The following is a 14,433-nucleotide window of genomic DNA, read 5'->3' as shown; positions in this document are numbered from 1 at the left end:
CCCCGCCGTTCACGGGCCCCCGGCGCCGTGGAGCGCCGCCGTCCGGGCCCGTGCTCCCACCCTGCGTGAGCGCGGGCGCCGCGTCCAGGGCAACACGGGACCTTGCGCGCGGCGGCGACATGTGTTCACACGGGGGCGCCCTCACCCCGGCGCCGCGCCGCGGCCGCCGCGGTGGCGCCACTTCACCGGGTCGTGCGCGGTGGCGCCCGGACGCCCGGTCGGCAGCGGGCCCCGCCCCGCGCAGTCGAGGACCAGGGCCTCGTCGCCGCCCGGCTGGAACTCGTAGCCGACCCGTTCGATCCTGGAGGGCACGCCGAGCCCTTCCAGCCTGCGGCGCAGCCGGTCGAGCCCCGGGTAGCGCAGGTCGCTGGTGTGCAGCAGCACGGGGAAGAGCCGCACCTCCCGGGCCGCCACCCGTACCAGGTCCACCAGCGAGCTGAGGTGGAAGTCCTCGCCGAGCCCCGCCCCGTACGAGAACAGCAGATGGGAGCTGAGGACGAGGTCGAAGGAGCGGTCGGGGAAGGGGAGCCGGGGCAGCGCCCCGGCCACGTAGCGCCCGGGGCGCGCCGCGATGTCGGCGGTGAACGCGCGCGCCGAGGCGAGCCGCGCCCTGGTGTACCGCTCCGGATCGCCGAACCAACTCCACACGTACGCACCGGCGCCCGCCGCCACATCGGCGTGCTTGTGCGCGATCTCGCGCTGCGCCAGGGTGCCTAGGCCCGCCCTGCCGGGGCCGTACTGGGGGTCGACGGCGACCGCGTCGACCCCCCGCGCGCCCGCCTCGGCGGTGAAGCTCGCGGCGCCGCCCGGGCAGTCGAGCACCCGCCCGGTGAGATCGTCGTCCGTGAGCGCGAACATCGCCCGGTACTCGTCGAAGGAACGCGCGCTGACCAGCACCGTCAACCCCTGCCCAGGTAGGGCATGGTGGTGGGCAGCACCGTCAGGAACTGCACGTTGGCGTCGAGCGGCATCGACGCCATCAGCAGCAGCGACTCGGTGAAGCGGGCCACCGGGATGGTCGCCTCCACCGCCCGCGACCCGTCGGCCTGGGCCGAGGGCGGCTGCGGGGAGCCGTCGAGCGGTGTCACGTTGCCGACGTCGATCTGCCCGCACGCGATGTCGTACGGGCGGCCGTCGAGGGACAGCGCGCGGGTCAGCCCGAGCACCGCGTGCTTGGCGGTGGTGTACGCGATCGCGTGCGGGCGGGGGACGTGCGCGGACGGCGCGCCGTTGTTGATGATCCGCCCGCCGCGCGGCGACTGCTCCCGCATGACGCGGAACGCCTCGCGGGCACAGAGGAACGTGCCGGTGACGGTGGTGTCCATCACCCGCCGCCAGTCCGCGAGGTCCACCTCGGCCACCGGCCGCCGCGGCACCGCCGCGCCCGCGTTGTTGAACAGCAGGTCCACCCGGCCGAAGTGCTCCCGCACGGCGTCGAACAGCGCGGTGACCTGCTCCGGGCGGGAGATGTCGGTGGGCACGGCCAGCGCGCGCCCGGCGTCGGCGCCCGCCTCCGCGACGGTGTCCTCCAGGGTGACGCGCCGCCTGCCCGCGAGCGCCAGCGACCAGCCGTCGGCGAACAGCGCGAGCGCGGCGGCCCTGCCGAGCCCGCTGCCGCCGCCGGTGACCACCGCGACCCTCCCCGCGCCGCTCACGGGGTGTTCATCCAGACCCGCAGCACCCGGCGCGAGCGCGGCCCCGGCTCGTCCACGTAGGGCGAACGGCCGTGCAGGACACGGCTGTTGCGGATGACCAGCAGATCGCCCGCGCCCAGCCGCAGTCGGAACGCGATCTCCGGGCGGTAGAGCACGTCGTCGAGGTGGTCGAGGGCCGCCAGATGGGGCTCGTCGAGCTGGGCCGACGCCCGTACCGTGCGGGTCTGGTAGTAGCAGCCGACGGTGCCGTCGTCCTGGGTGAACAGGATGGGCGAGTGGATGATCTGCTGCCCCGCCCGGCCCGTGCGGTCGAAGCGCCAGTGCTCCTTCAGCAGCGCGAGCGCGTCGGGCCGCTCGTGCGCCACGATGTCGTGCACCCGCCCCGCGCTCGCCAGCTTGGTGAACCCGCCCCCGTCGGCGGCGGGTTGGAGGCAGAGCAGCACCAGCAGGTCGCAGGTGTCGGCGTGGAAGCCCAGCTCGGTGGCGCCGTCGCCTTCCCGGTCGCGCAGCACCTGGGTGAGGTCGCCCGCCGCGTTCTGCGGGATGATCTCGCCCAGCTCCCGCAGGAAGAAGGAGAACGCGTCGACCAGTTCGGTGTCGGGCGCCGCCGGGTCCATGAGGTTCGCGACGTGGGCAAAGCCCACCGCGTCCAGGCTGCCCTCGATGAACGCGCGCAGCCGCGCCCGCACCCCGTCTGCCGCGTCCCACCGCCCGGCGGTGGCGTCCTCCCACAGCAGCCGCCGGTCCCCGTCGCCGAGCGGCAGCGACCAGTCGCCTCGCCGCGCCTCCAGATGGGCGCTGGTCCAGCCGGCGCCCGTGCCCTGCCCGGGCTCCGCGGCGGGTGCCCCCGCCGCGCTCCCCGCGCCCTGTGTGTTCCGTGTGGTCTCGGCCATGCCGTGTTCCGTCCTCTCCGCGCCGGTACGGGTTCGCTATTCGGCCGCCGCCGTGACGGCCGCCCGCCAGATGTCCAGTGCCTCGTCAATCTGCCCCGCGGTGACGACAAGTGCCGGGATCATCCGGACGACGTTGCCGTACACACCGCACGTCAGGAGCAGCAGCCCGCGCCCGGCCGCCGCGCGCTGCGCCCGCAGCGCCCCCTCCTGGTCGGGGGAGCCGTCGGGCGCGCGGAACTCGCAGCCCGCCATGAGGCCGCGTCCGCGTACGTCCGCGATCGCCGGGGCGTCGGCCGCGGCCTTCCGCAGCCCTTCGAGCAGCCGCGCCCCCTGCTCGGCCGCGTTCTCCACAAGACGCTCGTCGCGTATCACGTCGAGCGTGGCGAGCGCCGCGGCGCACGCCACCGCGTTGCCGCCGTACGTGCCCCCGTGCGAGCCGGGCCACGCCTTCCCCATCAGTGCGGCGGGCGCCGCGATCGCCGACAGCGGCATGCCGCTGGCCAGGCCCTTCGCGGTGACCAGGATGTCGGGGACCACCCCCGGCTCGTACTGGTGGGCCCAGAAGGTGCCGGTGCGGCCGTACCCGGCCTGGATCTCGTCGGCCACCAGCAGGATGCCGTGCCGGTCGGCCCGCTCCCGCAGCCCCGCGAGGAAACCGGCGGGCGCGGGCACATAGCCGCCCTCGCCGAGCACCGGCTCGACGAAGAGGGCCGCGGTCTCGGCGGGCGCCGACACCGTCGCGAGCACGTGGTCGAGGCCGCGCAGCGCGTGCTCGACTGCCTCCTCCTCGCCCATGCCGAGCCGGAACGCGTCGGGGAACGGGGCCACCGCCACCCCCGGCATCAGCGGTCCGATGCCCGCGCGGAACCTGATGCCCGCGGTGCTCAGCGCCGCCGCGCCCATGGTGCGGCCGTGGAAGGAGCCGTCGAACACGATCGCGTTCTGCCGGCCCGTGGCGTGCCGGGCGAGACGCAGCGCCGCCTCCACCGCCTCGCTGCCCGAGTTGAGGAAGAACAGCGAGTCGAGTCCTGGCGGCAGCACCTCGCCGAGGCGCTCGGTGAGGGCGAGCAGCGGGGTGTGCAGCACGGTGGTGTACTGCCCGTGGAAGAGGCGGCCCGCCTGCTCCCGCACGGCCTCGACGACTCGGGGGTGGCAGTGTCCCGTGCTCGTCACCCCGACCCCCGAGGTGAAGTCGAGATGGCGGCGGTCGTCGGCGTCGTACAGGTACATGCCCGCACCGCGGGTGGCGACGACGGGCGTGGCCTGTTTGAGCAGGGGGGAGAGCTGGGACATGGCTTCACCTTCCGTGGTGCGGGTGGGTGCCGGTCGTCGAAGTCGGTTGTTTGCTAGAGGAGTTGGGGGGATCTGAGGCCGGTCGACGGGGCCTGCGCGGGCGGCGGCAGGAAGCCGGTGTCGCTGGCGCGGGCGAGGACGCGCGACCACCACGCGGGTGTGGGCGCGGCGAAGCGCACCCCGAGCCGGGCCAGCACCGCCGTCGTCCAGGCGCTGTCCACGACGACGCCACGGTCGTCGAGCGCGGACCAGGCGGAGGCGATCCCGGCCGCGTGCGGATCGCGCCGCTCGGCGCGGGCCAGCGCCGCCGCGAAGGCGTCGTCGTCCATGAGCGTGATCGGATAGCCGTGGGCCGCGAGCCAGCCGACGAGTTCGTCGTGGGGGAGCGGGTGCGGGTTCTCCACGTGGTACGTGCCGGGGGCGGCGCCGGGGTGCGTGACGAGTGCGGCGATGCCCGCCGCCACGGTGTCCGCGTAGGAGAACGCGAAGGTCACCGCGGGCCGCCTGGGCGCCGCGCCCGCGAGGACGTAGCCGCGCACGGTCTGGAAGATCCGGTTGTCCTGGAGGTTGCGCTGGAAGGCGCCGGTGCGGCTGTGCGCGGCGATGTGCCCGCTGCGGTGGATGTACGCCTCCCGTCCCGAGGCCGCCCAGCGGCGCACCGTCTCCTCGGCGTGGAACTTGGCCCGCTCGTACGGTGTCCTGAACTCCTGGCCGATCCGCAGGTCGGCCTCGCCGAAGCGGCGCCCGGGGGCGGGCACGGTGCCGGCGACGCCCAGCGTGGACACATGGTGCAGCGCGGCGCCCGGCGCCTCGGCGTCGATCCACGCCAGCAGCCGTCCGACCGCGGTGCTGTTGGTGCGTTCGAGTTCGCCGGGCGAGGCCACCAGCCGTACGTCGGCGGCGGCGTGGACCACCACACGGCACTCGCGGGCCCGCGCGAGCCCCGCGGGGGTGAGGCCGAGGCCGTCCCGGTTGATGTCGCCCGCGACCGCCGCGGCCCCGCCGAGGCGCCCGGCCGCCGCGGTGTCGCCCTCCGCGCGCACCAGGCACAGCACCCGCGCGCCGCGCTCGGCGAGTGCGGTGCGCAGATGGCCGCCGAGGTAGCCGGTGGCCCCGGTCAGCAGCACCCGTACCGGCTCGGACACCACCCGGGCGCGGGGCGGCGGGGTGGCGCCGGTGTGCAGGAGCTGGCCCGACGTCGACACCGGGGAGGCGTGGTGCGCGTCCGCCCCGGCGCCTGCCGCGGTGGCGACCGCCCGGGTGAAGGCGGTGAAGAGCCGGTCCGCGTGCCGGTGCGACACCCGCGGGGCCGCGTGGACGAGGTCGGCGACCAGCCTGCCGTGCACGACACGCGCGGTCAGCCGCAGCCGGTAGAGCGTGTCGGCGCCCGTGCAGCGCGCCGCCCCCGCCTGCTCGTCCGCGACCGACCAGCCGAGCGCGGGATCGGCGGGCAGCCGGAAGGAGCCGAGGAAGTTGAACGCCGCCTCGGGCCGCAAACCCCCGGTGTCCATGGGTAGTTGGGGTGCGCTACGGAGCTGTTCCCGGACGGCGTCGAGACGTGCGCCCGGGTACGGGGCCCCGGTGGCGGCGGCCACCGTCAGCCACTTCACGGCGGTGAACCAGCCCACCGTGTCCAGGTGCCGCCCCTCGCCGGTGTCCCTGCCGTGGGTCTCCACCTCCACCCGGAGGCCCGGCTGACCGCTCCACTCCGTCACCGCGTCCGTGAACGCCGCGAGCAGCAGCGCCTCAAGGCGCCCCGCCCGGCCGTGCCGTGCGACGAGCCGGGCGGTCGCCGCCTCGTCGAGCCGCCACAGCAGCGCCCTGGGGCGTGCGGCGCCGCCCGCGTCGTCCACCGGCAGCGGGGTGACGGGTCCGGTGTCCCGGGGCGCGGGGGCGGGCGGCTGCCCGGCGGCCCAGGCGTAGAAGTCGCCGGTCGGCGCGGGCTCGTGGCGCCCGCCGTCGAGGGCGGCGCGGTAGGCGGCCGCGAGGTCGTCGAGGAGGATGCGCCAGGAGAGCCCGTCGACGGCGAGGTGGTGGGCGAGCACCGCGATCCGGTCGTCGCGGCCGGGGCCGCCGCGGAACAGGTGCACCCGCAGCAGCCGCCCCGCCGCAGGGTCGAGGCCGCGGTGCAGCCCGGTACAGATCTCGCCGACGGCGGCCTCGTCCCGCGGCGACGTGCACGAGAAGGCGTCCGCACCGTCCGCGTCGTCCGCGGGCCGCGGGACCCCTGGCCCCTCGGGGCCGACGGGCACCCGCAGCGCGAGGTGGCGGCGGAGCACCGCGCACACCGCGGCGGCGAGCGCCCCCGCGTCGACACGCACCGCGCACCGCAGCAGCACCGACTGGTTGAAGTGCCGCGGGTCGTCGAGCGCGTCGGGCGGCAGCCGCAGCAGCCAGCGCTGGGCGGGCGCGAGCGCCCCGCGCGCGGCGGCCGGCTCCGGGGGCGGCGGCGCGGCGGGGGCGGTACGGGCCGCGGCGGCGAGCCCGGCGGCCGTCGGGTGCTCGTAGAAGTCGGCGAACGAGACCCGGTGCCCCCTGCCGCGCAGGAAGACGACGGTGCGCATGGCGAGGATGGAGTCACCGCCGAGGCCCAGCACATCGGCGCCAGGGGCGACGAAGGGCAGGTCGAGCGCCTTCGCCCACAGCTCGGCCACCGCGCGTGCCAGCGGCTCTTCGGCCCCCTGCGCCGCCTCTCGGCCGCCGTCGCGCGCCCGGCTCCCGACGAGGTCGGTGAGCTGTGCCCCGAGCGCCGTGTGGTCCACCTTCCCGTTGGCGCCCAGGGGGAGTTCGGGCACCGCGAGGATGGCGCCGGGCACCGCGTGCTCGGGCAGCAGCCCACGCAGCCGCGAACGGAGCGCCGCCGTGGTGCCGTTCGCATCGCCCTGCCCCGACAGCCGCACGGCGGCGAGGAGTTGGGTGCCCGCGTCGGTGGACCGCACCACGACCGCGCTCCGCTCGACGCCGGGGAACGCGTCCATCGCCCGCTCCACCTCCTCCGGATCGACCCTGAAACCGCGCACCTTGACCTGCCGGTCGGTCCTGCCGACGAAGACGAGGGTGCCGTCGGGCCGCCGTCTGCACACGTCCCCGGTCCGGTACATCCGCAGCCCGCCGTGGCGCACGAAGCGCCGCGCGGTCTCCTCGGGCCGCCCGAAGTAGCCCGCGGCGACGCCCCGTCCGCCGATGTACAGCTCGCCGCGCTCCCCGTCGGGCACCAGCCGCAGCTCGACCTCGCCGAGCGCGGTGCCGATGGGCACCGTGGCCTCGTCGGCGGGGAGTTGGGACGCGTCGGTGGCGGTGAAGCAGGTCGCGCCGACCGTGGTCTCGGTGGGCCCGTAGTGGTTCACCAGGCGCGCCGCGACGCCCTGGTGGAGGAGGCGCGCCGCGAACTCCCGGGGCAGCGCCTCCCCGCCGAGCAGCACGGTGTCGAGCGCGGGCGCGCTCCGCGGGCGCCCCGCGGTGAGCGCCATCAGGTGCGAGGGCGTGGTCTTCACCATCGTGACACGGGCGGTTTCCAGCGCGGCCCAGAAGGACTCGGGGTCGCGCACCAGGTCGTCGGCGACGAAGTGCACGCCGCCCGCGGTGGCGAGCGCGAGCAGCCACGAGGTGTGCCCCAAGTCGGCGGCGAGCGTGGTGACATGGGCGACACGGGGCGCGTCGGCCGCGGTGACGCCGAGGCGCCCGGCGAGCGCGCGTGCGTAGTGGACGGCGTTGGCATGGGTGACCGCCACCGCCTTCGGCGCCCCGCTGGAGCCCGAGGTGAACGACAGGTAGGCCACGTCGGAGGGGGTGGGACACCAGGCGCGGGGCGCACCGTCGGGCGGGCCGCCGCGCTCCGCGAGCCCGTCGACGGGCACGGTCCTCGTACGGTAAGGACCGGGGGCGCGGGTGCCAGGTGCCGCGGTGAGGGCGTGGCACACCCCCACGGCGTCGAGGCGCGCGCGGACGTCGGGCGCGCTCCACCCCGGGTCGACCACCACCGCGACCGCGCCCGCACGCCACACCCCGTACAGCAGCGCCGCGAGACGCGCGTCCCTGGGCCCGAGCAGCGCGATCCGGTCGCCGCGGCCCGCGCCCAGGCCCCTTACGACCGCCGCGGTGCCGTGTGCCACCGCCCCGAGGGCGCGGTAGTCGAACGCCCTGGTGCCGTCGCTCAGCGCCTGCCTTCCCGGGTGGCTCCCGGCGGCGTCCGCCAGCAGCCAGGGCAGGGTGTCCTCCGGCCCCGTGCCGCGCGTCATGCGCCCCGGCCTTCCGCGGGGGACCCGGTGCCGAGGGCCCCGCAGACGAACGCGGTGACCCCCGTGTCCTTCGGCAGCCGCGCGGCCAACTCCCAGGCCAGCATGCGGTGCAGACCGTCCAGGTGCACAAGTCCCTCCCCCTCGGGCAGGCCCGCGTAGTCGCTGTGCGGCAGCGGGCGGGTGCTCAGGTAGACGGGGCCGATCGGGGCGTCCCTGAACAGGTCGAGCTTCGCCGCGCACACCGGGTTCGCCCGCGTCATCTCCCCGGCGCGCCCGCGCAGGAAGCCCACGGCCTCCGCGACGGTGCGCCCGGTGCGCGGCACGACCTCGAAACCGCCGCCCTCCGAGGTGTGCCAGGGCAGCATCACACCGAGCACCTCGGCCCGCGAGATCCGTACCTCCGTCCAGCCGCCGAAGGCGCGCCCGGCCAGTTCGAGGGCCTCCACCGCGCTCTGGTTGCTGTTCGCGGTGTGCCGCCGCCGCGGCGGGTGGTCCCTGCGGAACGTCGTCAGCACCTCGTCGGGCGGCACCGGCCTGATCACACGCATCCCTGCCCCTTTCCTCACGCGGACCTGGCGTACTCGGTGAAGTGCCGCTCGGCGAACAGCTCGGGCCATCTGCCGCCGCCGAGGCCGAGGTCCCGCGCTCTCGCCAGCATGTGCCGCCAGTACGGCTTCACCGGCCGCCAGCGGGCCCCGGTCTGGCAGTAGGAGGCGTCCACGAAGTAGCGGGCCGAGCCGGGCTCGCCGGTGCCGGGGACGGGCCTGCGGGCGTGCAGCAGCGCGGAGTTGATGAGCACCGTGGAGCCGGGCGGCAGGCTGTCGACCACGATCTCGCCGGGCTGGCGCGCCGTGCCGAGGTGGGCGAGCGCGGACTTGCCGCGCGGCTCGTGGTGGGAGCCCGGCAGCAGGGTGAGGTTGCCGACGGTGCCGTCGAGGCCGCTGATGTAGTGCAGGGCGTGCACCATATGCAGACCGCGGTCGCCGCTGTCGTTGGGCTCGTAGTCGTGGTGCCAGGGCTTGCCCGCGGTGCCGGGGCCGTGCCGGTCGCTGTGCAGGTGGTGGAAGACGAACGGCGCGCCGAGCAGCCCCTCGACCACTTCGAGCAGCGGCTGGTGGGTGAGGAGTTCGCCATGGGCGGGCAGCTCCAGTTCGAGCACCGGCGGTGCCTGTGCCGGTTCCGGGCCCACGCAGGCGGCTATCGACCGGGCGCGCAGCCCGTCGTCCACCCAGTGGTCCACCTCCCGCATGACGCGCTCGCGCAGCGGCGTCGGGAGTAAGCCGCTCAGGACGAGGAACCCCGACCGGGAGAACTGCTCCCGCCGTGCCGCGACCGCTCCGCTGTCGACGGAGAAAAGTGACATCTGGAACATCCCTTCCTTCCCGCGGGACATGGTGCTGTGTGGTGCCGACTGCTGGTGTCCGCCGCCGTGTCCGGCGCGGTGCGGTTGCGGGCCGTCCCCGCCCGGCAGCGCCCTCACGGGTCCCCGCCGGTCGTCTGGAGGACGCGCCGGGTCCGCCCCCGTGTGGGTTCTTCCGCCGTCTCCGAGCGGGCGCTGCCGAGCGGCGAAAGACAGGTGCCGAGCCAGACGAGGCACTGCACGCCCGCCGCCGTCAGGAAGAGCGCGGGGGCGCCGTGGCCGGTCAGCAGCGTGCTGCCAACCAGGGCGCTGAGCGGGACCACCGCGAAGGGGACGGCCCGCTGGATGCCCACCACCCGGCCGAGGAACTCCGCGTCCACGGCGCCCTGCCGGTAGGTGCGCCAGGGCACGAGGAAGAGCGAGGTGGACGCGCCCGCCAGGCACCAGGACGCGGCGAGGACCGCGACGCCGCCGCGGAGCGCGGGCAGCACCAGCGCGCCGACCATCGCGCCCGCCGCGATCCGCATCAGGGTCCCCGGCTCGCACCTGCGCAGCAGCGCGGGCGCGAGCACGGCGCCGAGCACACCGCCGAGGCCCTGCGCCGCGGCCACCATGGCGAGCGACGCGGGGACGTGCCCGTCGGGCCCGGCCATCAGGAAGACCAGGTTCGCCGAGACCGCGGGGAAGGTGAAGTTGGCCAGCGTCAGCAGCCCCGTCGCCCAGAGCATGCCCCGGTCCCTGGTGACCGCGTGGAACCCGGCGAGGGTGCCGCCCGCCAGGGAGCGCAGCGCCCCGCGGTACGAGCCGCGCGGGCGCGGCGCCGCCGGGCGCGCGGAGCGGCCCCCGGCCATGGCCCTGACCAGGACGGCGGACAGCGCGAACGAGACCGCGTCGGCGATGCTCGCGACCGTGGGCCCGAGGAGGGTGACGACCGCGACGCCCGCGAGCGGCCCCAGCATCCCGAAGGTGCCCTCGACGCTCTGCACGAACGCGTTCGCCGGGGCCCGCCGCTGCGGCGCCACCCGCTCGGTCAGCAGCCGCTGGAACGCCGGGAACGAGAACGGCCGTACGCACCCCAGCACGAAGGCCGCCGCCAGCACGAGCGTGACGGAGGGGCGGTCGGCCAGGCAGACGATCCCGATGCCTGTGACGATCACCGCGGAGGCGGTGTCGCAGCCGACCATCAGCCGCCGCCGGTCGGTCCGGTCCGCGACGACCCCGCTGAACAGGCCGATCACCACGTAGGGGACCACCTCGACGACGGCGGTCAGCGCCGTCGAGATCGCCGAGCCCGTCAACTGGAGCACCAGCACGGGCAGCGCGAACCGGAAGATCCAGTCGCCCCCGGTCGACACCGTGAACGCCGCCCGCAGCAACGTTTCGTCCCGCCGCCGGGAGGGCGGGCCCTGCGTCAAGGGTGTGAACCGCATGCAAACCCCCCGCGTGGTCGGGAAACGGCTACCGCTACGTCCGCGCCTTGCTGCTCGGGCCGGTGCTCCGGGGGCGCCGACGGGGGCCGGGGGGAGAGCCGGGGAATCTGAAGTGGGAGGAAGTGGGAGGAAGTGGGGGAGTGTGGGGCGTGAGGGCGACGGAGCCCTCACCTCACGCTGTGGTGTGCGGCTGGGGCCAAGTGGGCCGCAGCGCATGGCCGGTGAGACTACTTGCGGTTACCAGCCACTTTCAAGACGTTGACAACAACGCGGGAAATTGGTATAGTCCAAATCTGTTTACCCAGGTGGAAGCGGTTTTTGGGACCCCCTGAATGGAACCCGCCGCTCCGCCTGACGAGCCATGACTACGTAACGTGACCCCGCCCGGGGCCTCTTGCGCGCCCCGGGACGAGCGGCAGGTGGCTCAGCGGGAGCCGGCCCGGCGGTGTGCGAGCAGGATGGCGCCGTGGGTGCTCTCCCCGCGCGGAGGCGACCCGGCACGGCCGCGCGGGCTCCCGGGGGCGAAGGGCGCCGCGGACGCGGCCCTCACCCCCGCCACCCCACCCGGTGCCCCGACAGATGGTCGAGGAGTGCGTGGTTGGCCTCCCAGCCGTCGGGGAACTTCACCGTCACCCCCAACTGGACCGGCTCCGTGGACGGATGGGCGTCGAGGAGGTCGGGGACGCCCGCGCGGCATACCACGACGCACGCGTGGCGGTGGCGGGACGCCAGGACGCACAGGCGGCCCGTCTCCAGGTGGAACGCCGTCGCGTCCGGGCGTCCGGAGAGGGGGTGGAGGACCACCGTCACGTCGAACTCCCTGCCCTGGAGCCGGTTCGCGGTGTCCACCGTGACGCCCGTGACGCCGAGGCCCGCGAGCGCCGCCCGTACCGCCGCGGCCTGGTCGCGGTGCGCGGTGCCCACCGCGACCCGGTCGGCCGTCAGGTCGGCGGGGGTGTCGGAGCGCTCGGAGCGTGTGGTGCCGCGCCGTTCGAGCAGCCTGCGCACCACCTGCGCCAGCGCCGCCACCGCCTCGGGGTCGGTACGTGGCGTGTGCCGCGCGGGCAGTTCGAGCAGGCCCCAGCCGGACCGCGCCGCCTCGTCGAGCACCGCGTCGGCCGCGGAGCCGTCCGCCGCCCCGGCGAACCCGAGCGACCTGTCCCCGGGGCCCGTACCGCTGGTGAAGCCGGTGTACGGGTAGAACGCGCGCGACACCAGCGGCGCCGCCGACGCGGGCAGCCGCCACGACACCGGCAGCCGGTGCTGCGGCAGCCTCGGATTGTGCGCGAGCAGCGTCGTCACCGCGCTCGCCGACGGGTCGTACGAGAGACCGGCCCACTGCTCGGAGCCCACGATGGCGAACGGGTCGAGCTGCCCGGGGTCGCCCACGAACAGCGCGCGCTCGAACAGGCCCGCCACCGCGAGCAGTCCATCGGAGCGCATCTGGTACGCCTCGTCGACGATCGCGTGCCCCCAGCGCTCCACACCGCGCACATGCGCCCACTTGGCCGCCGTGGAGATCACCACGTCGAGCCCGGCGAGATCGCCTGCGCGCGCGGACTTGCGCACCTGCCCGAGCGCGTCGAGCGCCGGGTCGTAGGCGCCCGCCTCGCTGCTGTGCAGCCGGCCGACCGGCAGGTCGGGCGCCCGCTCCGCGATCCGCAGCACCAGATCGTCCACCTGCGCGTTGGTCTGCGCCACCACCATCAACGGGTGGCCCGCCGCGGCCAGTTCCAGCGCGGCGCGCACCACCAGCGTCGACTTCCCCGCGCCCGGCGGCGAGTCCACCACCACGCCGCGCTCGGCGCCGTACAGCGTGTCGCGCAGGATGTCGGACGTGACCCGCGCCGCCGCCTCGGCGGGCGGCTCCCCGCCGCCCGTCGGCCGTGCGCGGCCGGCCTCCTCCACCGTCACAGGACGTCCTCCGCGGTCACCGGGTCGGGGGCGGACGGCTGCTCGCCCGGCGGGCCGCCGTGCGTCCACGGGGTCTCCTCGGGCTCCGGCAGCTCGGGCCCGCCGCGCTGGTCGTGCTCGAAGAGCGTCCAGCAGAGCCGGTCGCCCGGCTCCGGCACGGAACCCGGCTCCGGGTCGCCGCCGCGGCCCATCTTGTCCAGCAGCCGCAGCACCAGCAGGCGCGTACCGTCGTCCGCGGGCGCCGCCCCCGCCGACTCCTCGGCGCCGCGCCCGACGTACTGCGCGGACTGCGGCCTGCCGTCGAGCGAGCGGAACACGCGGGTGCCGGGCGCCAGGTGGGGGCTGTCCGCGGTGCGCACCGTGACCAGCGGGCGCGGCGCGGGGCGCTTGCCCTCGCTGTGCGCCATCACCACCTCCGTCACCTCCCCGCAGAACGCCTCGCCCGCGAGCCGCCGCACCGCCATCACCAGCGGGTCGTCCAGCGCCTCCTGCGCGTCCAGCCTGGCCTGCTCGCGCTCCCGCGCGGCCAGCTTCCGCGCGGAGGTCACCGCGTCGTCGAGCCGCGGCTGCGGCGGCTCGCCCGCGGCCACCCGGTCCCGGTGCCCGGTGAACGACCAGCGGTCCCTGGTCCACCGGTCCACGACATGGGCGCCCTCGGGCAGCGTGCACAGCAGGTCGAGGCCGCGCCAGACCGCGTCCCACGTCGGGCGGGTACGGCTCGCCACCAGCGCCCTGATCTCGTCCTCCGCAGCCGTGAGCCCGGCGAGCAGGGTGTCGGCGCGCACGCCGTCCTCCGCGGCGGCCAGCGCCGTACGCGCGCGGGCGTGGCGGTCGAGGGCGGGCGCCAGCAGATGGTTGTCGAACGCCGGGTCGGTGGCGGGCCCCGCGGGCGGGCACAGCAACTGGCCCGCCTTGTCACGGGCCAGCTCGGCGCGGCGCGCCGCCTCCGCGCCCGTGCTGCCCGCCGGGGGGCGCAACCAGCCGAGCAGCGCGCCCAGATGCTGGTCCTCAAGACCCGACTGCCCCGTGGCCCAGTGCCGCGCCAGCAGGTCCGTCATCGCCAGCAGCAGCGAGGACCCCGGCACCCGCGCGCGCTCCCCGTAGTGCGTCAGCCAGCGGCCCAGCAGCGGCAGCCTGGCCGGGGCCGGATACGGCTCGTCCGGGTCCTGCTCCGCCGTGCGGCGAAAGCGCGTGGAGCGGCCGAGCAGCCGTACGAAGCCGATGCCCGCCGCGCTCGGCACCACGATCTGCGGCGCGTCCGCGCACAGCTCCGCCTCGACCTTGACCCGCTTGCCGGTCTCCGGGTCCCGCTCGCTGCGCTCCGTCAGCTCCACATTGCCCGGGTCGTCGGCGAAGGACTCGATGTACGGCACCACGACGTCCGCGAGGTCGGCGAGGAACGCGAACCGCAGATCGCGATCGCGCGGCTGCGGCACGACGAGCAGCCGGGGCGCCGTACGCTCCGTGCCCACCAGCGCGCCCAGCGGCGCGCCCGTCTCGCCCGCGGTGGTCAGCGGCACGAACACCAGCGGCCTTGTGCTCAGATGCCGGTGCCTGACGGTGGCGATGGGCGTGGCGCGGCCCGAGTCGACCGCTTCGAGCCTCGCCAGATCGATGATCAGCGACACCCGGGCCCGCCTTCCCCGAGCG

General features: G+C 75.8%; 10 protein-coding genes. All 10 read right to left on the bottom strand.

The features are described from left to right. Nucleotides 1–141 precede the first annotated feature (141 nt). A complete protein-coding gene (locus ACIBIW_RS01110; RefSeq protein ID WP_399330550.1) occupies nt 142–897 on the bottom strand; it encodes a hypothetical protein in 756 nt (251 codons plus the stop codon). Nucleotides 898–899: 2 nt separating this feature from the next. Beyond that, complete coding sequence (locus ACIBIW_RS01105) at nt 900–1,655, bottom strand: SDR family oxidoreductase (protein WP_399330548.1); 756 nt, start codon at nt 1,653–1,655, stop codon at nt 900–902. Continuing rightward, complete coding sequence (locus ACIBIW_RS01100; RefSeq protein ID WP_399330546.1) at nt 1,652–2,548, bottom strand: TauD/TfdA family dioxygenase; 897 nt, start codon at nt 2,546–2,548, stop codon at nt 1,652–1,654. The genes ACIBIW_RS01105 and ACIBIW_RS01100 overlap by 4 nt, the downstream gene beginning before the upstream one ends. Nucleotides 2,549–2,584: 36 nt before the next feature. Next, a complete protein-coding gene (locus ACIBIW_RS01095) occupies nt 2,585–3,841 on the bottom strand; it encodes an aspartate aminotransferase family protein (protein WP_399330544.1) in 1,257 nt (418 codons plus the stop codon). A 53-nt stretch (nt 3,842–3,894) separates the two neighbouring features. Continuing rightward, the gene (locus ACIBIW_RS01090; RefSeq protein ID WP_399330542.1) at nt 3,895–8,079 is read right to left on the bottom strand and encodes an AMP-binding protein; all 4,185 of its coding nucleotides are present in this window, start codon (nt 8,077–8,079) and stop codon (nt 3,895–3,897) included. Continuing rightward, a complete protein-coding gene (locus ACIBIW_RS01085) occupies nt 8,076–8,627 on the bottom strand; it encodes a DUF6309 family protein (RefSeq protein ID WP_399330540.1) in 552 nt (183 codons plus the stop codon). Before ACIBIW_RS01085 ends, ACIBIW_RS01090 begins: the two co-directional genes overlap by 4 nt. Before the next feature lie 14 nt (nt 8,628–8,641). After that, nucleotides 8,642–9,442 (bottom strand): phytanoyl-CoA dioxygenase family protein, encoded by an 801-nt coding sequence (locus ACIBIW_RS01080; protein WP_399330538.1) that lies wholly within the window; start codon nt 9,440–9,442, stop codon nt 8,642–8,644. A 113-nt stretch (nt 9,443–9,555) separates the two neighbouring features. Beyond that, nucleotides 9,556–10,869 (bottom strand): MFS transporter, encoded by a 1,314-nt coding sequence (locus tag ACIBIW_RS01075; protein WP_399330536.1) that lies wholly within the window; start codon nt 10,867–10,869, stop codon nt 9,556–9,558. A 546-nt stretch (nt 10,870–11,415) separates the two neighbouring features. Beyond that, nucleotides 11,416–12,783, bottom strand: a complete 1,368-nt coding sequence (locus tag ACIBIW_RS01070; protein ID WP_399330534.1) for an AAA domain-containing protein — start codon at nt 12,781–12,783, stop codon at nt 11,416–11,418. Beyond that, entirely contained in the window at nt 12,780–14,411 is a 1,632-nt protein-coding gene (locus ACIBIW_RS01065) for a hypothetical protein (protein WP_399330532.1), read from the bottom strand. Before ACIBIW_RS01065 ends, ACIBIW_RS01070 begins: the two co-directional genes overlap by 4 nt. Between the last annotated feature and the right edge of the window lie 22 nt (nt 14,412–14,433).

Source organism: Streptomyces sp. NPDC050560 (assembly GCF_044457285.1).
Classification (GTDB): Bacteria; Actinomycetota; Actinomycetes; order Streptomycetales; family Streptomycetaceae; genus Streptomyces.
Note: the sequence above shows the minus strand (reverse complement) of the source record. Positions and strands in the feature narration are given on the sequence as shown.

What these genes read in the sequence shown, in the direction of transcription:
- ACIBIW_RS01080 (WP_399330538.1), bottom strand. Translation starts at nt 9,442, where the DNA reads ATGTCACTTTTCTCCGTCGACAGCGGAGCGGTCGCGGCACGGCGGGAG.
- ACIBIW_RS01100 (WP_399330546.1), bottom strand. Translation starts at nt 2,548, where the DNA reads ATGGCCGAGACCACACGGAACACACAGGGCGCGGGGAGCGCGGCGGGG.
- ACIBIW_RS01085 (WP_399330540.1), bottom strand. Translation starts at nt 8,627, where the DNA reads ATGCGTGTGATCAGGCCGGTGCCGCCCGACGAGGTGCTGACGACGTTC.
- ACIBIW_RS01075 (WP_399330536.1), bottom strand. Translation starts at nt 10,869, where the DNA reads ATGCGGTTCACACCCTTGACGCAGGGCCCGCCCTCCCGGCGGCGGGAC.
- ACIBIW_RS01095 (WP_399330544.1), bottom strand. Translation starts at nt 3,841, where the DNA reads ATGTCCCAGCTCTCCCCCCTGCTCAAACAGGCCACGCCCGTCGTCGCC.
- ACIBIW_RS01090 (WP_399330542.1), bottom strand. Translation starts at nt 8,079, where the DNA reads ATGACGCGCGGCACGGGGCCGGAGGACACCCTGCCCTGGCTGCTGGCG.